Origin of the sequence: Mesorhizobium sp. BAC0120 (assembly GCF_033542235.1) — a bacterium.
GTDB lineage: Bacteria > Pseudomonadota > Alphaproteobacteria > Rhizobiales > Rhizobiaceae > JAWRCU01.
In genome coordinates this window covers 100,730-119,807 of the sequence record NZ_JAWRCU010000001.1, presented here as the reverse complement: position 1 = coordinate 119,807, position 19,078 = coordinate 100,730, and the positions used below count along the sequence as shown (strand labels likewise).

At 59.5% G+C, this 19,078-nt stretch carries 18 protein-coding genes; 17 read left to right on the top strand and 1 reads right to left on the bottom strand.

Features of this window, described 5'->3' with window-relative positions:
• Positions 1-187 precede the first annotated feature (187 nt).
• The 8 genes from SAZ10_RS00565 to SAZ10_RS00530 all read left to right on the top strand — a co-directional run bounded on the left by SAZ10_RS00565 (position 188) and on the right by SAZ10_RS00530 (position 10,216).
• Complete coding sequence (locus tag SAZ10_RS00565) at positions 188-2,032, top strand: LPD23 domain-containing protein (protein ID WP_318607213.1); 1,845 nt, start codon at positions 188-190, stop codon at positions 2,030-2,032.
• A 231-nt stretch (positions 2,033-2,263) separates the two neighbouring features.
• On the top strand, positions 2,264-4,309 hold the full coding sequence (locus SAZ10_RS00560; RefSeq protein WP_318607212.1) for a portal protein: 2,046 nt from the start codon (positions 2,264-2,266) through the stop codon (positions 4,307-4,309).
• A gap of 863 nt (positions 4,310-5,172) precedes the next feature.
• Complete coding sequence (locus SAZ10_RS00555) at positions 5,173-5,610, top strand: hypothetical protein (protein ID WP_318607211.1); 438 nt, start codon at positions 5,173-5,175, stop codon at positions 5,608-5,610.
• Between the two features lie 551 nt (positions 5,611-6,161).
• Entirely contained in the window at positions 6,162-7,022 is an 861-nt protein-coding gene (locus tag SAZ10_RS00550; protein ID WP_318607210.1) for a hypothetical protein, read from the top strand.
• Between the two features lie 154 nt (positions 7,023-7,176).
• On the top strand, positions 7,177-8,421 hold the full coding sequence (locus tag SAZ10_RS00545; RefSeq protein WP_318607209.1) for a P22 phage major capsid protein family protein: 1,245 nt from the start codon (positions 7,177-7,179) through the stop codon (positions 8,419-8,421).
• 14 nt (positions 8,422-8,435) lie between these two features.
• Positions 8,436-8,612 (top strand): hypothetical protein, encoded by a 177-nt coding sequence (locus tag SAZ10_RS00540; RefSeq protein WP_318607208.1) that lies wholly within the window; start codon positions 8,436-8,438, stop codon positions 8,610-8,612.
• A 135-nt stretch (positions 8,613-8,747) separates the two neighbouring features.
• A complete protein-coding gene (locus tag SAZ10_RS00535; RefSeq protein ID WP_318607207.1) occupies positions 8,748-9,407 on the top strand; it encodes a hypothetical protein in 660 nt (219 codons plus the stop codon).
• A 443-nt stretch (positions 9,408-9,850) separates the two neighbouring features.
• On the top strand, positions 9,851-10,216 hold the full coding sequence (locus tag SAZ10_RS00530) for a hypothetical protein (protein WP_318607206.1): 366 nt from the start codon (positions 9,851-9,853) through the stop codon (positions 10,214-10,216).
• An 833-nt stretch (positions 10,217-11,049) separates the two neighbouring features.
• Here the strand turns inward: SAZ10_RS00530 and SAZ10_RS00525 are convergent.
• Complete coding sequence (locus SAZ10_RS00525; protein WP_318607205.1) at positions 11,050-11,355, bottom strand: hypothetical protein; 306 nt, start codon at positions 11,353-11,355, stop codon at positions 11,050-11,052.
• A 397-nt stretch (positions 11,356-11,752) separates the two neighbouring features.
• Between SAZ10_RS00525 and SAZ10_RS00520 the strand changes: the two genes are divergently transcribed.
• The 9 genes from SAZ10_RS00520 to SAZ10_RS00480 all read left to right on the top strand — a co-directional run bounded on the left by SAZ10_RS00520 (position 11,753) and on the right by SAZ10_RS00480 (position 19,077).
• Positions 11,753-13,225: a hypothetical protein gene (locus SAZ10_RS00520; RefSeq protein ID WP_318607204.1), complete on the top strand. Its 1,473-nt coding sequence runs from the start codon at positions 11,753-11,755 to the stop codon at positions 13,223-13,225.
• Between the two features lie 177 nt (positions 13,226-13,402).
• Complete coding sequence (locus tag SAZ10_RS00515) at positions 13,403-13,864, top strand: hypothetical protein (protein WP_318607203.1); 462 nt, start codon at positions 13,403-13,405, stop codon at positions 13,862-13,864.
• A gap of 26 nt (positions 13,865-13,890) precedes the next feature.
• Positions 13,891-14,604: a hypothetical protein gene (locus SAZ10_RS00510; RefSeq protein ID WP_318607202.1), complete on the top strand. Its 714-nt coding sequence runs from the start codon at positions 13,891-13,893 to the stop codon at positions 14,602-14,604.
• 584 nt (positions 14,605-15,188) lie between these two features.
• Positions 15,189-15,536, top strand: coding sequence for a hypothetical protein (locus SAZ10_RS00505; protein WP_318607201.1), 348 nt, complete (start codon positions 15,189-15,191; stop codon positions 15,534-15,536).
• A gap of 11 nt (positions 15,537-15,547) precedes the next feature.
• Complete coding sequence (locus tag SAZ10_RS00500) at positions 15,548-15,991, top strand: hypothetical protein (RefSeq protein WP_318607200.1); 444 nt, start codon at positions 15,548-15,550, stop codon at positions 15,989-15,991.
• Between the two features lie 152 nt (positions 15,992-16,143).
• Complete coding sequence (locus SAZ10_RS00495) at positions 16,144-16,587, top strand: hypothetical protein (RefSeq protein WP_318607199.1); 444 nt, start codon at positions 16,144-16,146, stop codon at positions 16,585-16,587.
• A gap of 2 nt (positions 16,588-16,589) precedes the next feature.
• Entirely contained in the window at positions 16,590-17,675 is a 1,086-nt protein-coding gene (locus SAZ10_RS00490) for a hypothetical protein (protein WP_318607198.1), read from the top strand.
• Between the two features lie 77 nt (positions 17,676-17,752).
• On the top strand, positions 17,753-17,971 hold the full coding sequence (locus SAZ10_RS00485; RefSeq protein ID WP_318607197.1) for a hypothetical protein: 219 nt from the start codon (positions 17,753-17,755) through the stop codon (positions 17,969-17,971).
• Positions 17,968-19,077, top strand: a complete 1,110-nt coding sequence (locus SAZ10_RS00480; protein WP_318607196.1) for a hypothetical protein — start codon at positions 17,968-17,970, stop codon at positions 19,075-19,077. Before SAZ10_RS00485 ends, SAZ10_RS00480 begins: the two co-directional genes overlap by 4 nt.
• Position 19,078 lies beyond the last annotated feature (1 nt).

Here is a 19,078-nt window from a genome sequence, read left to right as displayed (position 1 = left end):
GGGCTTGTTCGCAGCAACGGCTGAGTAGAGCGAGCTCCAAGCAGTGCTCTCAGCCAGTCTCCCGTAAGTAGAAGATCAAATCCCAAACGCACGCTCTAACCTGTTTAGGTGGTCAGCTGCTGCAGCACAGCAGGCCGCCATAGCCTGCACTTACAACGCAATTCGAACTGAATGGATGATTCTTACTATGAGCGTTTTAGGCAAATTGCGGGATGTTGCCCAGAGCAATGCTGCAGGGGAACTCGCAGAAGGTGAGTCGTGGGCTCCTCAGGACCCTGCTGCGGCGATCGAAGAGGCGAAGAGAGCGGATGATCTCCATCAATCTGAGGCGCTGCTTGGGTTCTTAAATGTGCTCCGCCGGGATGGTTTGCATAGCGCCCCCGTACAGCGAGCGATGAATTCGCTCTCAGACAAACTCATGATTGCGCGGTATTATCTGGGGCAGGGGCGCTATCGGGATCAGCTCAATAGCTATGAGTCGAGCCTCCGCGACCGGTATACAGACCTCTTGAGTTCCGGGCTCGAACAAGTCGGTCTGGACAAGTATTCGGCGCGAGACAACGCCAAAAGGAGCATAGCATTAGCTGAATGGTCGCCGCTCGGCGTCCTTACGGCCGCGGACGATACGCGACGGGCTTTCAACAATGGTGGCTATGGCGAAGCGGCTCTATCGGCACTAGGCGCGATCCCAGCATTCGGAAAAGGAGGTGGCGTCGCAGCGAGGGAAGCGGTGAAGCTCGCCGAGGAGATGTTTGCCAGGGGCGCCAGCCATGAAGAGATCAGGCAAGCGACCGGTTTGTTTCTAGGGCGGGACAACATGTGGCGTTCCGAACTGGCCGAGGTCGAGGAACAGGCAGCGGCGCAGCTCAATGAGGTGGCGAAGGCGAAGGAAATCGAAAACGGCGGGACGGAACTCACAGGGCGTTTGGCCGAAGTCGACCCTCCTCTGCAACGACCGAGCGTCCCGGCGCAGGTGAAACCGGCACCAGCGGAACCCCCGCGGCCGAGCCGAGGCCCGTTGGACGGCCTGTTCGAAGAGGGCGTGTACGCTAAGGACAAGCCGCAGCGGCCGCTGGAGCGATACAAACCTGCTCGGGGCACGTCGGAGCGTGTTCGCGACAATTTACATCGGCCCGAGGTCCGGGACGAGATAAGAAAAATGATGGAGGACGGCCCGAGGCTCGGCGGTCGTGAGGCCGAAAATCTCGAGCCGTGGCGCCTGATATTCGTGGATGAACTCGGCAAGGACTATGGTAACAAGTGGTTCAATCACCTCACCGAACACATCGGTGGCTCGACGGCGCTATCGACACCAAGTCGGAACGTTCGCAGCGGCTCTTATTACTACTCCCTACACAAAAATGGGTTGCCGATACTCGGAACGCGCCCGGACGGCTTCGGCCATATGCTGCAGAACCAGCACGGGAGGAACGCCGAACTGATCAGCTCCGGCATCGGGCTCGATCCCAGATTCCAGGCAAAAGGGACGTCATTAACGGCCAATCTGCAGGGCAACCTGGTGCCGATCCAGATCGATACACGTGTCTTCCGCAGAATTGCGATGGCCACCCGGGATCCAAGATTTCTTACCACGTATTACAAGGCCAGCAGGGACGCAGCGCCCCGAAATATCAGGAAGGAGTTCTTGGATGGCGAGATAACTATCGAGGACGCGCTAAGAAACCCAGCGTTTTGGGAAGGCGCGCCGCGGCCGAACGAGTACGCTGCGCTGGAACGCTGGATTCAGGATATTGCGCTTGGTGACCTGGGATACCCACCGGCAGTGGCCCGACATGGTATCTGGGCTGGTTCAGGTCCGGCCAAATCGTTCCGGGATGCCATCAACGAACGCCTATTGGTGACGATGAACCGCCGAGGAATGGATGAGCGCGAGGCGGCGAAACGCTTTGTACGTGCAACCTTGCCGGGCGGCGGTCTGTTGACGCTGGTCGGTGCGCCCGCGATGCTGGCTTATCTTCTCGGTCAACGGGGCGGGGAGAAACGGGGCGGCGCCTCCGAGCAGAACCTTTGATCGGCAACGCAAGCTGTCTCTTACGCTAGTTTTTCTCGGCTGAGACGATTTGGCTTCCAAGCTCACGGCGACGCCGCGCCCTACGTTGCCCCCCTCTGTCCTGCCGGACATCTCCCCCACAAGGGGGGAGATTGGCCGTCACTGCGGGCTTCGCCAATCTCCGAGGAGGGGCGCGAAGCGCGCTGGCCATACCATCAGTACACTCTTTCAACGCCTGGGGACAGATCGCCAATGTCCGAAAAAGACGATGTCATCCGCGATGCCCGCGAGGCCTACGAGCGCTGCAAGTCTGCCGAGGAGCACAACCGGCAGGCGGCGCTCGAGGATATCATCTTTGCCCGCAAGGGTGAGCAGTGGCCGGCCGACATTCGGGCTCAGCGTATACGCGAGGGGCGACCGTGTCTTACCATCAACAAGCTGCCGGTCTTCATCCGCCAGGTGGTGAATGACAGCCGGCAGAACAAGCCGTCGATCAAGGTGAGGCCGGCCGACGATAAGGCTGATCCGAAGACGGCCGAGGTGATCGGTGGGCTGATCCGCAACATCGAATATGTCTCCAATGCCGATGTTGCCTATGACACGGCCGTGGAATCCGCCGTCTCGGGCGGCTTCGGCTACTGGCGCGTCGTGCTCGACCATGCGACCGACGACAGCCTCGACCTCGACATATTGATCCGGCGCGTCGCCAACCCGTTCAGCGTCTATGGCGATCCGAATTCGACGGAGGCCGACAGTTCGGACTGGAATGTTGCCTTCGTGGTCGATCGTCTGGCGAAGGCGCAATATGAGCGGCAGTATAAGGGCAACGCGACCGTCAATTGGGACGACTCCGCTTGGAAGGGGCTGATCGGCACCGACTGGCGCGACGAGAGCTCGGTGCTGGTGGCCGAGCATTGGATGCGCGAAGAGGTCGAGCGGCCGATCGTGCTCTTGCAGGACGGCACTGTGCTCGATCGCCAGGCGCTGGAGACAGACCCTGACCTGCAAGTGCTGCTCGAAGCGGGCGCGCTGCAGATCCATGGCGAGCGCATGGCGAGGTCGTTCAAGGTCCGGCAGCGGATCATGTCCGGGCTCGAGGTGCTGGAGGAGAATGACTGGCTCGGCCGGTACATCCCGATCGTACCGGTCTATGGCGACGAGTTCGATATCGAAGGCAGGCGCTATTTCCGCTCGCTGATCCATTCGGCCACCGATGCGCAGCGCATGTTCAACTATTGGCGCACGGCTTCCACCGAGCTTGTGGCACTCGCCCCGAAGGTGCCGTTCATCGGTCCCAAGGGCGCCTTCGATCACGACCAGGAGCGGTGGCAGACGGCGAATACGCGCTCGCATGCATACCTTGAATATGAGGGGCCTGTTCCGCCGCAGCGGCAGCCGCTCGACATGGGGGTGGCAGCCGGCGCGCTGCAGGAGGCGCTGAACGCCTCCGACGACATGAAGGCGATCATCGGCATGTATGATGCGTCGCTTGGGGCGCGATCGAACGAGGTGTCGGGGCGGGCAATCCTGGCAAGGCAAAGGGAAGGGGACGTCTCCACCTTCCATTTCATCGACAATCTTGCCCGCGCGATCAGGCACACGGGACGCATCCTGATCGACCTCATTCCCAAGGTCTACGACAAGCCGCGCATCGTGCGTGTGCTCGGCGAGGACGGGTCGGAGCGTACCGTGCCAGTCAACCAGCAGATGCCGCAGATGAACGCCCAGACCGGGCAGCCGATGGTCGATCCGAATGGCGCTCCGATCCTCGCGATCCACGATCTCGCGGCCGGCAAATACGACCTCACCGTCGAGACCGGGCCGAGCTTCACGACGCGGCGCGAGGAGGCGGCCGAGCAGATGGTCGAGTTCATCCGCGCCTTCCCGCCGGCGGCGTCGGTGATCGGCGACCTGCTTGCGAAGAACCTCGACTGGCCGGGTGCAGCCGAGATTGCCGAGCGGCTGAAGTCGCTCCTGCCGCCCGGTTTGCAGCAACAGCAACAGCAAGGCCTGCCGCCGCAGATCGCGCAGCAAATGGAGCAGGGCAAGCAGATGATCCAGCAGGGTCAGCAGCTCATCCAGCAGCTGCAGGCCGAGAATGCTCAGCTCAAGCAGCAGCAGGCCAACAAGGCTCAGGAGATGGCGATCAAGCAGTTCGAGGCCGAGACCGACCGCATGAAGGTCGCTGCCGAGATCAACAAGGAACAGACTGGCCGGGCCTTCCCTCCACAAGAGGAGAACATGCCGGCTGTGACGTCGGGCCGGGCACCCGGAGCCAATGCGTCAAACCGAGCTTAGGAGAACGACATGCCCGAAAATCTGCTCGAGTATCTTCAAGGGCTTCTGAACGGAAAGGCGGAACGGGATCCTCGTTCTGCTGGAGCGGTCCTCAACACTGCCGGTAAAGGCGAGCGGCCTATGCCGATGAAAGCTCCGGGCCGCCTAGCGGCCTGCGCGCGTGGGGGACGAGAAGCTAGGCCTGCTTCAGCAGGCCGGCCGGATGTCGACGCCAACCAAGCCAACCCGACAGTCTCTTCGCCAAGACTGTCATCTTGTGCAGGAAACCCCCAATCCGTATAGGGGTAGAACCTGTTTCTACGAATGCCCGTATACCGGTACTGGGTATACGTTCCATACCGCTCCAGGCGGAAGTTGCCCTCGATCATTGCCAAAACCGGCATTTCTTGGCTAACCTGATCAGTATGAAAAAGCGTGTAGCCGATTTGTTGTCCGAATTGGGCGACCTGATTTCACAGCAAAAATTATACCTGTCGGCGCTGCGGCACATGGGTGCATCTATTATATGGGTCCAATTTTATGACCACGGGAATGATTACATTAAATTGTTCAACATTGTGATGTTTGATACTGCATATGGTAACGCTGAAAAAGAGGTTGTGAACCCGGCCAATTTGTACAAGATTATAAAGGTAGATATTTCAAATAAGAGACCTGATGGGATGAAGACGCTCATAATTAAGTTGGAAGAATCTGGAACGGTTGAGGAATATTATATGTATTTCTCAGAAATGGCGTTTCATATTTCCGTTAGACCCGTCCAACAATTGAGCATCAGTGGGTAATATCTCGCCACGGCGCAACGGAAACCCTTTCGGCAGAAGCTTCTCCGACGCGAACCGGGTAGCTATCAAGGACGATGCATGCGCGCCAGAAGCGTCGGTTTTGCTATCTTCGTGATGATAGTGTTTTCTGCAGGAATGGCAGAGCTTATGATATACTCAGTTGTATCACCTGACGAATCAATAAATCGGGTAAACAATTTGTCCGATAGGCAGCTATCGACAACAATTGATCTGGAATTCTCCGAGCGCGGGAAGCAGTATATAACATTCGTTGTGCCACGTCACTCGCGTGAGGAGCGAAAAATTGAAATAATTGATGATGGTATGGTGGCAGTTTACGTTCACGACGGAGTCGGTGAGAGCGAAGTGCATGACTACCTGACTCATGGAGTGAAAGTTGGAGTTCTTTACGTTCCATCATATGAGTTAATCTATAATGGCGCATCGCTGTCCGGGGAGTGGCACTCGGTGCTGGATTGGCTCGGGGGTATATATTCTTACTATGAGGATAGCTAAACTTGAATTGGCGCGACTCGCTTGGCGGTGGTCGTGCTCCAGCAATCCCGGCGTTAGCCTTGTCCACAGGATTGGGCATCGGTAGGTAATCTCTCGCCAGTGAGCAATGAAAGCGCTTTCGGGAGGACCTTCTCCGACGCAATGCGGCGGGCCAGGTCTTGACTGCCAGATTGCTTACCAGGCGGAGATGATGCCGCGCGGATGGCAGTAGCTAACGCAGCCCAATGGCGAGCAAGCGGTTTGAGCCCGGGACCGATCAGATGAAGGTTGTTGCCGAGCTGAACGCAAGGCAGGGTTGACACGCAGGCTGCAGGGCAGGAGATGTTAGGCGCCTTAAGAAGGGCCGATGTCGCTGCCCTTCGCGCCCCCCTCTGTCCTGCCGGACATCTCCCCCGCAAGGGGGGAGATTGGACGGCCGCTTGGGCTTCGCTAATCGCCGGCCCTGACTGCGTTGCATTTGTGCCTTTGCCAATCGCCGACCCCCGCGATTAGCGGCGCGGGCGCCGCCATTCACCCAACACATCAGCACCAACCCAAAAGGAGTGCGTCACATGGCTGACGAGTTGAATCCTGTTGCCGAAAATGAACCGGAAAATCCGGAAATCGAACAGCAACCGGAGAGCGGCCCCCTTGAAGGCGAGCGGCCGGAAGGCGGCGAGCCTCGCGAGGACGGCCCGCAAGAGGAAATCGAGCTCGACACGATCGAGCTCGACGGCAAGGCCTATCAGATCCCCAAGGCCCTCAAGCCAGGGTTCATGATGCAGGCCGACTATACGCGCAAGACGCAGGAAGTCGCTCGGGCGCGGCGGGAACTGGAGCATTTCAGGGAAAACCTGACCCAGCATGCCCAGGCCGCGGACGAGGAGATGACCCAGCGTGCGGCGCTCGTGGCGTTGGATGCGCAGCTCCAGCAGTTCGCCAAGCTCAATTGGGATCAGCTTTCGGCTGAAGACCCGTTGGCAGCGAACCGGGAGTTCATGCGCTTCCAGGCGCTCGAGAAGGTCAAGGACCAGATCGGCAGGGATCTGGCGCAGAAATCGGTCCTGAGGTCTCAGGCAGCGCAGCACGAGATTGTATCGCGCTTCGAGCAAACCCAGGACTATGCGAGCAAGAACATCAAGGGCTGGTCGCCCGAGCTGGACAGAGAGATCATCGACTGGGCGATGTCAAAAGGCGCAACCGAGCAGAACATTCTCTCGGCAATGAGCCCCATGGTCTACGAGATGCTCTACCTCGCCAGGATCGGCGATCAGGCCCTGAAGAAACAACCCGCCGCCCCGAACAACTCCGCCCGCGCAAGGCCGACCTCGACAGTCGGGGGCAAATCCAATCCATCGGCCGGGAAATCGCTCTCGGAAATGTCGATGGATGAATATGTCGAATATCGGCGAAGGCAGATGGGGAGCAAGTAGGGCAGTAGGGCAGTAGGGCAGTAGGGCAGTAGGGGGCAGTGCTCCCGCTCATGGCCACCGCAAAAATCAACCGGATTGAACGTCGTGATGACTGTCCAGTCCCAGCGTCTTCCGTCGCGCAGGGCTTCGGGAGACCCGATGGAGCTTTGAAGAAATGGCAAATACCACATTGACTGCGGACATCATCGCCAAGGAAGCGGTGATGATCCTCGACAACAACCTGGTGATGGCGAAGCAGGTGTTTCGCGGTTACGAAGAGGACTTCGCCAAGCGCGTCAACGGCTACAAGATCGGCGACACGCTGACCATTCGCAAGCCGGCCGACTTCACCGTCCGCGACGGCGCGGCGATGAATGTTCAAGACGTGATCGAGGGCACTACCCAGATCACGGTGAACAAGCGCAAGGGCGTCGACTTCCAGTTCACGTCGCAGGACCTGACCTTGAAGATCGACCAACTCTCCGAGCGGGTCATCAAGCCGGCCATGGTCCAACTCGCCAACCAGATCGACCGCGACCTGATGGGCCTCTATGCGTCGGTGCCCTCCTGGGTCGGCACGCCGGGGCAGGTGGTGAAGTCCTACAAGGATTTCGCGCAGGCGCCGGAGCGGCTCGACGAGGGCGCGGTGCCGACCGACGAGCGCTCGGCCGTGCTCTCGCCCACGGATCACTGGGGCCTGCTCGGCTCGCAGACCGCGCTCTTCATCCAGGACGCGGCGCGCGGCGCCTATCGGCAGGGTTCGCTCGGCATGATCGGCGGTGTCGACACCTACATGGACCAGAACGTGCCTACCCATACGGTCGGCGCCTATGGCGGCACGCCGCTTGTTGCGGGCGCCGGCCAGGTGTCGACCTATGACAATGTGAAGGACAGCAACACGCAGAGCTTGAACACCGATGGCTGGACGGCGTCCATCAGCGGCCTTCTCAGGGCGGGCGACATTTTCACGATTGCCGGCGTGTTCGCGGTCAATCCGGTCACCAAGGCGACGCTGCCCTATCTCAGGGAGTTCGTCGTGGTGTCCGATGCGAGCTCGGACGGCTCGGGTGCTGCGGCGCTCGTCATCTCGCCGGCGATCATCACCTCGGGTGCTTTCCAGACCGTGAGCGCGGCGCCGGCCGACAATGCCGCAATCACCGTGAAGGGCACGGCCTCGACCGGCTATCGCCAGAACATGGTGTTCCACAAGAACGCCTTTTCGCTGGTGATGGTGGACCTGCAGGAACCGCCCGGCGCGGTGGAGGTCGGGCGGCAGTCCTACCAGGGCTGCCGGGTACGCGTGATCCCTGTCTATGACGGCATTCAGGATATCTCCAAGTGGCGCCTCGACGTGCTCTATGGCGTCAAGGCCATCGACCCGCGGCTTGCTACGCGGCTCAGCGGGCTGCCGATCGTCTAGGGTGAGCTGACACGATGGAAAAGCGCAGAACTGGGCGGCCTTCGGGCCGCCCCTCTCAGGATGCAGTCTCGACCGTCCGTGCGGCTGAGACCGACATGTGGATGTATTCGGTCGCCGGCCCGCGCCTGTTCAAACTGGGCGAGGAAATCCCGGCCGAGTATGAGGATTCTCCGGCCAAGGTAAGGGAGTAGGGCAGTGGGGCAGTACGGGATGTCTAATCGCCTGGTGCCGGAAGACATCCCTGTTGCCTGCTGTCCGCTGCCCCCCACCGCCTGCCCTCTATTTCCCCAGTGCCTTACTTTCGATTTCCCTAGGGATGAACCGCAATGCCGATCGGCAATTATGACGACCTGAAATCGGCCGTCACGAACTGGATGGCGCGTGTCGATGTTGCTGGCAACGCGGCCGACTTCATCATGCTTGCGGAGGCGCGGCTCAACCGTGAGCTCGACCCGATCGAGCTCGATGCGATGATCGCCGGCACGACCGGCAGCCGGGAAATCGATATCGTCTCGCTCTCCTGCGACAGGCCCATCTCCCTGTTCCTGGCTCAAGCCGGCCTCAACGAAGCGGAGATGACGCCGAAGGCGCCGGGTACGTTCCCGCTCACCGCAGTTGCGGGGCGGCCGCGCTACTGGGCGAAGGACGGTGACAAGATCGGCTTCGATCGCGCGCTCGATGCCGACTACCCGTTTCGCTTCCGCTTCTCACAGAAATTCGCGCTCTCCGACGAGGCGCCGGTGAACTGGCTGCTTGCCAATCATCCCGACGTCTATCTGGCGGCGGTGCTCACCTGGGGCGGCCTCTTCATCCGCGACGATGTCTATGCCGGACAGTTCCAGGCGGTGCTCAACGCCAGCCTGCCGGAGGTGAAGAACATCATCGCCCAAAGCAAGCGCGGGCTGCTCACCGTCGAGCCGATGCTGCAGCGGCTCGGGCAAGCGCAGCGCGGAACGTACAATGCGGGCATGGTTGAATGGCCGTGAAGTGAGGGGTGAATAGTGAATAGTGAGAAATCGACTGCATCGCATTCCGTTGAGCTTCACCACTACTCACTGCTGCTCGTGACTTCGGAGTGACGGGACCAGAGTGGTTGCCGGCACAGGCGCCGCGACGGACCTGATTGTGGCAATCAGCGAAATTCAGGGCTGTAGGGTGAAGCAATGTCTAATCTGTTGAACATCTTACTAGGCAGAAGCGATGGCGATGAGGAGGGCTGGCCGGCGTTTTGCGAAGAGCTGGCATCAAGCCGACCAGCCCTGCGGTCGATAGTTTGCAAGATATAGCCTTCTCGCCCGAACTGCGGCGTAAGCGCGCTGCGCAACGCGAAGCGCTCGCCCGCAACCGCTCGCGAAGCTGTTCGCCGCCAGCATCCCAATGGTTAGCAGGGGTGGGAAGGTCGTCAAAGGTTTGGCACGAGGCCTCTCGAATGGCGCGCTCCAAGGCGATGGGCTATGCGGAGGAACCATTCTTTCGCGGCGAGAGAACAGGGATTTTTCCTGACGAATATCGCGAGGCTGCATATTTCTCGCGAGATCCAGAATACGCAGGGAAATTTGCAAAACTCGGCGGCCATGAAGAGCCGCGTGAATTCCGCCTCAAGATGGGCAATACATTCGACTTCTATGCCAAAAAATGGTCCGCCCAGCAACGCGACGATATCGTTGGCGAGGTAGCCAAGAAGGACCAAGCTCTTGCAAAGGAGATCGGCGCGGCGACGAGGGCACGTCGCCTGCGCTTATCTGGCAGGCATTATCTGCGAATTTCGGCGAGACTGGCGGGGCCGGTATTTTGAAGCGTGCCGGCTTCGATAAGATCGATACCGGCAGAGATGTCGTGAAACTGACAGGCGCTGGCATACGATCTGTCGATGCGCGCTTCGATCCCAAGCGCGCCAAGAGCACGAACATTTTTGCCGGGCTCGCAGCAGCAGGGCTAATCCCGTATGGTACGATGCCCCCTCAGGACGAACCCCAATGAGGATCGACATCTGGCGTGAAGGGGCTTCTCCTCATGCAGTTCGCAATATTCATCCAAGACAAGCTGAGCGCGCCAATACACGTCAGAGAGCCGGCGCGATAGTTCGTCAATGCCAAATGACCGCTTCGCAATTGCCTTGTCGAAATCGTCCCAATGCCTGGCGCTTCGGCGCATTAGGAAACGTAGAGCTTGCGTCAATAAATCCCGGTCCATCAGGAACAACGCGCGGTCGAAATCGAGCAGGTTTCCTGACGAGGTGCGGATATCGGTTGGGAACATAGCTCGCCTCCCTGTGCAACTATGGCAGGTCCGACTTGAGCAAATCCGTTCTATCTCTACGAAAATCGACCCGTATAACGCGGCAAGCGGCGGGTTTATAGCCACCCTGGCTGGGGCCGGGCTTTCGATTCCTGTCAACTCGTCGGGCGGCGCGAGGAATGGCGGGAACTAGCTGATCGCCGATCTCGTAGTTCCATACCGGTCCGTACTCCTTGTCGATATAGAAGTTCCCGGCCATTTACCCAGCTCTCGAAGTGAATTGGTTTTGAAGTATATACGGCCGTTAGAATGATGGAAATGTTACGCTTCGGCGCTCGCTGTTCCACTATTCGTTATTCGTCATAGGATTTTTCAATTCTCGATAGGCTCTCAGGACGAATCCCAATGAGGATCGTCATCAGGCGTGAAGGAGCTGCCGTACTTCTCTGCATGCAATTTGCAATATCTATTCCAGACGAGCTGAGCGCGGCTATCCACGGTGGGGGGCCGGTTCGGTACTTCATGAGCGCCGACAGTTGGCTTGAAAGTGTCCCTGTCCAAATCCTCCCGCCCGCTGACGCCCTCGCACATCAAGGTTTGCATGGCTTCGTTCAACAAATCCCGGTCCATCAGGAAGGACGCCCGGTCGAAATCGACGACGTTTCCGGAGGAAGCACAGATATAGGTGTGAAACATCGCTAGCCCCCATCAATCTCGATGTGCGAGATTTGAATCTATCATATTGCAACTTTAAATTGTGTAAAAGTCAAGGCCGGCTTGCTCGTTGCACCTGCTACCCGCTTGAAGCCTTGACCGTTGGCACTGCCTCTCACTTGGCTCCTGAGCCTGCCGAAGGACGGCATCTCTCCTCCGTTTCCTCGACAAGCTCGGGACAGGGAGAGGGAGAACTGCGGCCTGATTTCGCCAATCGCCGGCCTTGCAGAGTAGGCGCCTTCAACACCGGCTAGCGCCTTCTCCTCGATTGCGGGAGGAAGTGCCCGACCGCGCGATGAGGGAGGGGCAGCGCCAACGGTCGATTCTACCCGCGGTAGCATCACCACTCCCCATTCACCTCCCACTCCTTGCACGTCCCATGACCCTGATCCAGTTTGCTGAATATGCACCCGACCGTTCGCCCTTCGACGCGAATTTCTGCGATCGCATCGAGAACTGCCTGCCGATTTCGGGCGGCTATGGTCCGTTTCCGGCATTCTCGCCGATCTCGGCGCCACTGCCTGAGAGGCCGCAAGGAAGCTATCTCGCTTACGTCATCAACGGCAATTACCAACTGTTTGCCGGCACGAAATCGAAACTCTTCAAATTCGACGGTGCACAGCTTGCGTGGATCGATGTCTCCAAGCCCGGTGGCTATGCGACACCGGAGTCCGAGCGGTGGTCTTTCGTTCAATATGGATCATGGCTGATTGCTACCAACGGCGTCGATCCGGTCCAGTATATCGATGTCGCTACACCGCTTCAGTTTGCCGATCTAAGCGCCGATGCCCCTCGCGCTCGCCAAGTCGGCACCATCGGCGACTTCGTGATGCTGGCGCATCTCAACACCAGCCAGCGCATGGTGCAATGGTCGGGGCTCAACCAGCCGCAGTTCTGGAAGCCGCGGCAAAGGTCTTCCGATTTCCAGGAATTCCCAGACGGCGGCGAGATCATGGGCTTTGCCGGCGGCGTGAACGGATGCGTGATCTTTCATGCGGAGTCTGTGAGGGAAGGTCGACTTGCCCTCGACACCTCCATGGTGATGACGTTTCAACAGACCATCACCAACCATGGCTGCATGGCGCCACAGAGCGTGGTGGCGACGGGCTCGGGCATATTCTACCTCTCCGACGACGGCTTCTATCGGTACAACAATCCGGTTCCCGACGGCATCGGCGTCGAGCGCATCGACAACACCTTCCTGAACGATATTTCCAGGCAGGAGATCTACAACGTCTATGGCTCGGAGGATCCGAACCGGAAGATCGTCTATTGGGCCTATCGAAGCCTCGAGAACCCGAAGAACAACTCCTACGACAAGGTGCTGCTCTATCACTATGGCATCAATCGCTGGTCGCTGATCAAGCCGGGCACGATCATGACCGGCCTGGTGGAAGCGACGGCTGCACCGTTCACGCTGGACAGCCTCTCATCGCTTGGCATTCCGCTTGATCAACTGCCCTATTCGCTGGATTCACGCGCCTGGTCGGGCGGCACGCCGGCAATCGCCGCCTTCGATACCGATTTCAGGCTTGGCTTTTTCAGCGGCGATCCCCTTCAGGCCGTGTTGCAGACGGGTGATGGCGAGCTGACGACGGGCCGGCGCAGCTTCGTCCGTGGCTTCCGCCCCCTGGCCGATGCGCCGGCCATCAAAGGGCGTGTCGCCGTGAAGGATTCGGCTGGCGCTGCGCGCACATGGCTTCCCGAGGCCGACACCAGCGCACGCACCGGGCTCATTCCAGCTCGTGCGAGCGGCCGCTTCCATCGTTTCGAGGTCACGATACCAGCCGGCACGATATGGACGGCGGTGCACGGCGTCGATCCAGACGGCGGAGAGGAGGGGCAGCAGTAAAAAAAACTCTCGATGCTCCGCCTATGACTGAGAAGGCCCTGGGGCTGATAGAGCACGGGCTCCGGGCGCTCTCGCCCCGAATGCGGCTGCGCGCCTTCGCAAAATGACCATTTTGATCGTTTACTCGCGTGCGCTGACGAATTCGTTAGTCGGTCTAGTGGGGATATTGGGGGGTTAATGCAGGCGTTCGGCTGGAGTGCGTTGAAGCGGAAATTTGTATTCTCTTTCGTTCTGACAACGGTGCTGCTCACTCTTGGGCTAAGAAGTTCGCCGGCGGGAGCGGAAAGCTACAAAATACATCTGTTAATAACTGGACCAGCCGCACTGGTGGCGGAGGGTAGCCAGGTTTGCGATGTTGATAAGGAGTGCACTGTTCGAGTTGGGGGGAATTTTTTCGCATACATAAATACAGAAAAGCGCAGATGGTACAATGATCCCGATGGCAAAAAGTTTTACAAAATAAGTATATATGGAGAGGAGACGGGTTATCTCAACGCATCTGGATCTTCTCATGGCTACGTTTATATTTATGATGACGAAAAGAGGTTCGTTGGAGATTTGTACTATGCAACTCCAGATGATTTAGCTTATCACATAATGCCAAAATACGGAAGAATGTACGTAATACTTGAGAAGTAAAAGTGGCCACCCGGTTAGGAGAAAAAATGAGCGAGATAGAACGGAGGCCATTGGGGCCGATCGGCAAGCCGGTGTCGATCAGTCCGGAGGACGCCCGAGCGTATGCTTATGACCTGCTCCGTGCCGCTTGGTCGGGTCAATCAGCGTATCACTCGGATGGTCGGATCAAAGACTTTGACGATCGCATTGAGAGTCTATACGGGATTCGCGAGAAATTATCTGCTCTGGCAGCGAGAATTCCTCCGTCTCCCGGCAGGGACGCTCTTGAGAACGAGGTCGCCGGTATTCCTGATGCTACAAAAGCGTTGATGGATGCACTGAGGTACTCTGAATTTGACGCCCCATACGGAAATGACCCTAAGGTAAACCGTCAGGAATACGGCCCTTACATCAATTCAGATCTTGATCTACCTAAACGTGCTTCTACAGATATAAATTATCCTTTCACCTTTCGTAAGGTGGCGCCGATGTCATCCAACGACATCGAGTACGGAGATCGCGAGCCGACTGCAGAAACTTTTCGCTTCGCCGACTCGAGCCAGGCTGTGGATGCAACGCCGAAGGCGGCGACCGGGCTTCTTGGGCAAGTCCTCAAAAGCTTTCGAGCAAGGGCAACACCTCCTGGCGGGCTGCTCGAGTATCTTGCCGACCGGCTGGCGACCAACGATGGGACCGCGCTCCCAATTGCAGGCACTGTCGTGAAAGACCTTCCGTCTCGCTCCAAATTTCCGAAGTACTGAATAGGCTAACAGTCATTCTGGCTTCCGCGAAAAATAACTATATCGACGGGCGAGGATGGACATCGCCGGTCGTATATTTCAAGGGCAACGGCCGCGACCTTGACGATTGGGCCCCGCCACCGTCGAGCTTTAATTTTTCCTTGCGAGATGCCTGGCAAGACAGGCCGTGACGCAGACCACGGCGCGGCCGTTTTATACCCGAATTTAGACTTTGATTGTTGGCGCTGCCCTTCATCCGCCCCCCTGGGACCTCCTCCCTGTCAACGATCGGGAGAAGGAGCGGCGGTCGCAAGGCGGGCGCTCATTCTCGGACGCTGTTGATGGGCGAAAGAGAGCGGCCGACGCCCTTCTGATTATCCTCAACGGGATGCCGGTCCACTCCGCAGCCGCAAATTGGCGGCGACCAGGCCAGATTTGGAGCTGCTGCTCCCGGTCGCTGCGGAGGACGGGAAGGCGGTGAGGGGCAGCACCGACGGTTAGCTCTGAGCCCTTGGTTTTTTGCTCGCCGACCAATCCCGCAAGCCTGGTCCCCGGGGCGAGCGGGCAAGGCGGCACTCCCATTCCCAACTACCAAGAGGCCGGTAATGAGCGGCAATTTCGTCAGCAACAGCTGCCGCCTGATCGGCGCGCGCCTTACCACGACCAGCAACACAACCGTCTTCACGGCGGCCGGCTATGTGCAGGCGATCGGGATCAGGCTCGCCAATGTCACGGGGGCCGCCGCCACAGCCACGGTCGCCTGGTTCAGCGCCAGCCAGAATTCAGACTTCAGGCTGCTCTTTCAGCACTCGGTACCCGCGAACGGGCAGATCTGGCTTCCGCTCGAAGCCTTCTCGCTCAACCAGAGCGACCAGATCAGGGTGCAGGCGGGAACCGCCAATGCGATCGATGTCATCCTTGCAATCAGCGAAATACCTGGAAGATCGGGGTAGGCGGCAGACCGATGAAGCTCTCGATCCGTCTGACCTCCTCGATGTCGGCCGAGGAGATGGCTCCGTTTTGGCCCGACATCGTCGCCTGCCTCGAAAAATACTGCCGCCGTTTCGGCGACGAGGAAACGGTGTCCAACATCCTGAAGCAATGCGCGGAGGGGCGGCGCCAGCTCTGGATCGTGCAGGATGAAGCGCGGCGCGTGATCCTGACGCCGATCACGGAGATCGTGTCGATCGACGCGACGGGGGAGACGCGGCTCAACCTCGCCGAGGTCGGTGGCGAGCGTCTCGGCGAATGCATGCCGCTGCTCGAACAAATCGAGGAATGGGCGCGTCGCGAGCACGGCGCGAAAAGGGCGGCTCTTACCGGCCGCAAGGGCTGGAAGCGGCTCCTCGAGCCGCTCGGGTATAGGCCGACGGCCGTGATTTGGCAGAAGGAATTGGGAAGGGAATAGGGCAGTAGGGTGATTTCACCCGCCAAGGCGGTTCAGCCCCGTCCTGCTTGTGAATGCGGTCCCTGCTTAGTCCTCAACGCGCCTGCTGCCGCCCTGGGGCCTTTTCCCTTCTGCCCTATTCCCTCAATTCCCATCGAAGAAGGAGGCCGCACATGGGCAAAAGCACGAAGACGACACAGGAGAACAAACCACCGGCTTGGGCGGAACCCCTCCTGAAGCAGGCGGCCGGCGACGCGCAGAATCTCTACAACCAGGGTGTCGGCTATCACACCTATACCGGTCCGACGCAGGCAGGCTATTCGGACCCGACGCTATCCGGCATGAACTCACTTCTCGCGGCGACCGGCTATTCAGGGCCGAAGGTCACGAACCAGAGCTGGCAGAACACGCCGGAAATCCAAGCAGCGCAGCAATTGCTGACGCAGCAGGCCGCAGCCAAATCATCGCAGCAGACGCGGGCGGCGCAGCCAGACCAGAAATCACAACCGCTTTGGGTGCTGGTGAATGGGCAATATGAGCGGGCCGTTCCGATGGACCCGAGGCAGGCTCAAGCAAACAACATCCGTAACAACACCATGTTCAGGGGTGGGAGGTAAAATTGGGAAACTCGATCAACACCTCTCAGGGCAAAGGCTCGGCGACCAATCAGTCAACCGGCATGCCTGCATGGGGACAGGTGGGCTCTGACGCCTACAAAAACATGAACTCCTACCTGAAGACGGCGCCGATGGCTGCCGCTACCCAAACATTTGCACAGGGCGGCGTGGGCCAGGCAGGCCAGAACGCCATTAACCAGCTCGGCAATATGGGCGGCTCCAACAACTGGATGAACCAGGCGGCAAACTCGTTCCAGAACGTCGGCCAGATCAGCGAGGACCCTTATCGTCAGATGATGGGTCAGGCCGGCCAGCCGGGCGCAGCCGAGCAGTATCTCACTGGCTATGCGCGCGGCGATTATCTGAATGGCTCGCCCCAGCTTGATAACATCATCAACCAGACGAACCAGAAGACCGCGGATCAGGTGAACCAGATGTTCGCCGCCGGCGGGCGCCTGGGCTCCGGCACCAATCAGGGCGTGCTGGCCGATTCCATTGCTCAGAACACGTCGAATCTCCTCTACAACAACTACAACCAACAGCAGCAGAACCAGCTCAATGCTACGAACGCGTTGGAATCCGCGCAGCAGGGCCGCATGGGGCTCAGCCTCAACGCGGCCTCCGGCCTGGCCGGCGTGCAGGGGCAAAACATCGGCAACCAGCTCGGTGCGGCCGGGCAGCTCGGCAGCCTCGGGCAGAGTGCATTCGGCAATCAGATGCAGTCGCTGCTCGGTGCCGCCGGGCTCGAAAACCAGGGATTCCAAAACATGCTGGGTATGATCGGGCAGTTGCCGACGATCCAGAACAACAAGGTCTTCGACGCCAACCAGCAGATGGGCATCGGCAACCAGCTCGACACCAAGACCCAGAACCAGCTCAACGAGCTCATCAACCAGTGGACGCAGAGCGACATGGAACCGTGGGCGCGCCTCGGCGGTCTGCTCTCGGCTGGGGTCAATTCGGCCGGCTCCTGGGGCACGCAGACGAGCAAGGCGACGCAGCCGATTAACGTCCTTGGCGCGCTGGGCTCCCTCCTTACCGCGCCAATTTCTGGCGGCACGTCGCTGTTAGGTATGATGTTTAAATAAGGGGAGCGCTTCATGTTAGGGCGTCTTGATTTCTTCTCGGCGGCGTCTCTATCGGAGGCGTTCAGCCTGGAATGGCTATGCCGGAGCCGATTCCGGAGCGTTTCGGCCGGGCGGCGGCGAACAAGGATCGGCCGCGCGGCAGGTTCAGTATCGGCGGCATTCTGCCCGAGCAGACGACCGAACGTGGAGCCGATCCCGGAGCGCCGATGCCTGCCGCACAAACGGCGATCCCGCCGCTGCTGAAGATCGTCCAGGGTAGCTGGCCTCACGATAGGTCTAAGGAAAGCCTCATATGACCGGATCAATTTGGTACTGGGACCTCACGGCTTCCAGCAACGACACTGCTGACCCCGATATCGACTGGCGCGAGGGAATGTTCCCCGACGTCGTGAACGATTCGGCCCGCATGATGATGCAGCGTGTCGCGGCGCTACTGAAAGACCTCGGCGGCTCCTTGATCACTGGCGGCACGGCCGCTGCGTTGACCCTCACTGCCAATTCGCAATTCTCAGCGCTGCAGACCGGCCTACGTGTCTCGTTTACGGCCAACGTTTCGAACACAGGCGCGACGACCATCAACGTCAACAGCATGGGCGCGAAGGCGATCAGGAAGGCGGGAGCAGTGGCCGATGTCGCGATTGCGGCCGGGGACATCATCGCGGGGCAGGTTTACCACCTGGTCTATTCTGCAGCGGCTAACGCGACTGCCGGCGCGTGGATCTTACAAAACCCGACCGCGTCCTCTGCCGGATTCGCAGCTGGCACGCGGTGGGCCTTTCACCAGGCAGCTGCACCGCTCGGCTGGACGAAGCTCACCGACACAGCGTACAATGACGCGGCATTGCGCGTTGTGACTGGCACGGGCGGCGGTACGGCCGGCTCGGTGGCATTTGCGACGGCCTTTCAAAGCGCAACACCTACTAGTTCCACAGCCGTAACCGTCAGCGTTGCCGGCACGGCGCTGACCGTTGCCCAGCTGCCGGCGCATACGCACGCCTCGGGCACGTTGGCGGGCTCCGCCGCATCGGCGGGCGCACACATCCATGGCCCCGGTACGTTGACGGGGGCAACCGGAGCGGCGGGTTCCCACAGCCACTCTTTCCCCACTCGCGTCACTGGTGGCGGCGGAGGGCCAGCTGCTGCGGGCCAAGGTGACGGCGGCGGACTTGGACCTACCATTTCTGTGTCGACCGATGGTAACCACTCGCACAGCGTCAGCGTGACTGCGGGCGCGACCGCTTCGGCCGGCGCCCACACCCACACGGTCGACGTTAATTCCGGCGCAACCACCTCTGTCGGTAGCGGTGACACCCACGCGCATACGGCATCGAGCCCGGCTCATAGCCACACCGTCAATCTCGCCGTGAAGTACGTCGACGTGATCGTTTGCGAGAAGGCCTGAC

Bases quoted from the DNA above. Each gene is read 5' to 3' on its own strand.
- SAZ10_RS00565 (WP_318607213.1), top strand. From the start codon at position 188: ATGAGCGTTTTAGGCAAATTGCGGGATGTTGCCCAGAGCAATGCTGCA.
- SAZ10_RS00560 (WP_318607212.1), top strand. From the start codon at position 2,264: ATGTCCGAAAAAGACGATGTCATCCGCGATGCCCGCGAGGCCTACGAG.
- SAZ10_RS00555 (WP_318607211.1), top strand. From the start codon at position 5,173: ATGCGCGCCAGAAGCGTCGGTTTTGCTATCTTCGTGATGATAGTGTTT.
- SAZ10_RS00550 (WP_318607210.1), top strand. From the start codon at position 6,162: ATGGCTGACGAGTTGAATCCTGTTGCCGAAAATGAACCGGAAAATCCG.
- SAZ10_RS00545 (WP_318607209.1), top strand. From the start codon at position 7,177: ATGGCAAATACCACATTGACTGCGGACATCATCGCCAAGGAAGCGGTG.
- SAZ10_RS00540 (WP_318607208.1), top strand. From the start codon at position 8,436: ATGGAAAAGCGCAGAACTGGGCGGCCTTCGGGCCGCCCCTCTCAGGAT.
- SAZ10_RS00535 (WP_318607207.1), top strand. From the start codon at position 8,748: ATGCCGATCGGCAATTATGACGACCTGAAATCGGCCGTCACGAACTGG.
- SAZ10_RS00530 (WP_318607206.1), top strand. From the start codon at position 9,851: ATGGCGCGCTCCAAGGCGATGGGCTATGCGGAGGAACCATTCTTTCGC.
- SAZ10_RS00525 (WP_318607205.1), bottom strand. From the start codon at position 11,355: ATGTTTCACACCTATATCTGTGCTTCCTCCGGAAACGTCGTCGATTTC.
- SAZ10_RS00520 (WP_318607204.1), top strand. From the start codon at position 11,753: ATGACCCTGATCCAGTTTGCTGAATATGCACCCGACCGTTCGCCCTTC.
- SAZ10_RS00515 (WP_318607203.1), top strand. From the start codon at position 13,403: ATGCAGGCGTTCGGCTGGAGTGCGTTGAAGCGGAAATTTGTATTCTCT.
- SAZ10_RS00510 (WP_318607202.1), top strand. From the start codon at position 13,891: ATGAGCGAGATAGAACGGAGGCCATTGGGGCCGATCGGCAAGCCGGTG.
- SAZ10_RS00505 (WP_318607201.1), top strand. From the start codon at position 15,189: ATGAGCGGCAATTTCGTCAGCAACAGCTGCCGCCTGATCGGCGCGCGC.
- SAZ10_RS00500 (WP_318607200.1), top strand. From the start codon at position 15,548: ATGAAGCTCTCGATCCGTCTGACCTCCTCGATGTCGGCCGAGGAGATG.
- SAZ10_RS00495 (WP_318607199.1), top strand. From the start codon at position 16,144: ATGGGCAAAAGCACGAAGACGACACAGGAGAACAAACCACCGGCTTGG.
- SAZ10_RS00485 (WP_318607197.1), top strand. From the start codon at position 17,753: ATGCCGGAGCCGATTCCGGAGCGTTTCGGCCGGGCGGCGGCGAACAAG.
- SAZ10_RS00480 (WP_318607196.1), top strand. From the start codon at position 17,968: ATGACCGGATCAATTTGGTACTGGGACCTCACGGCTTCCAGCAACGAC.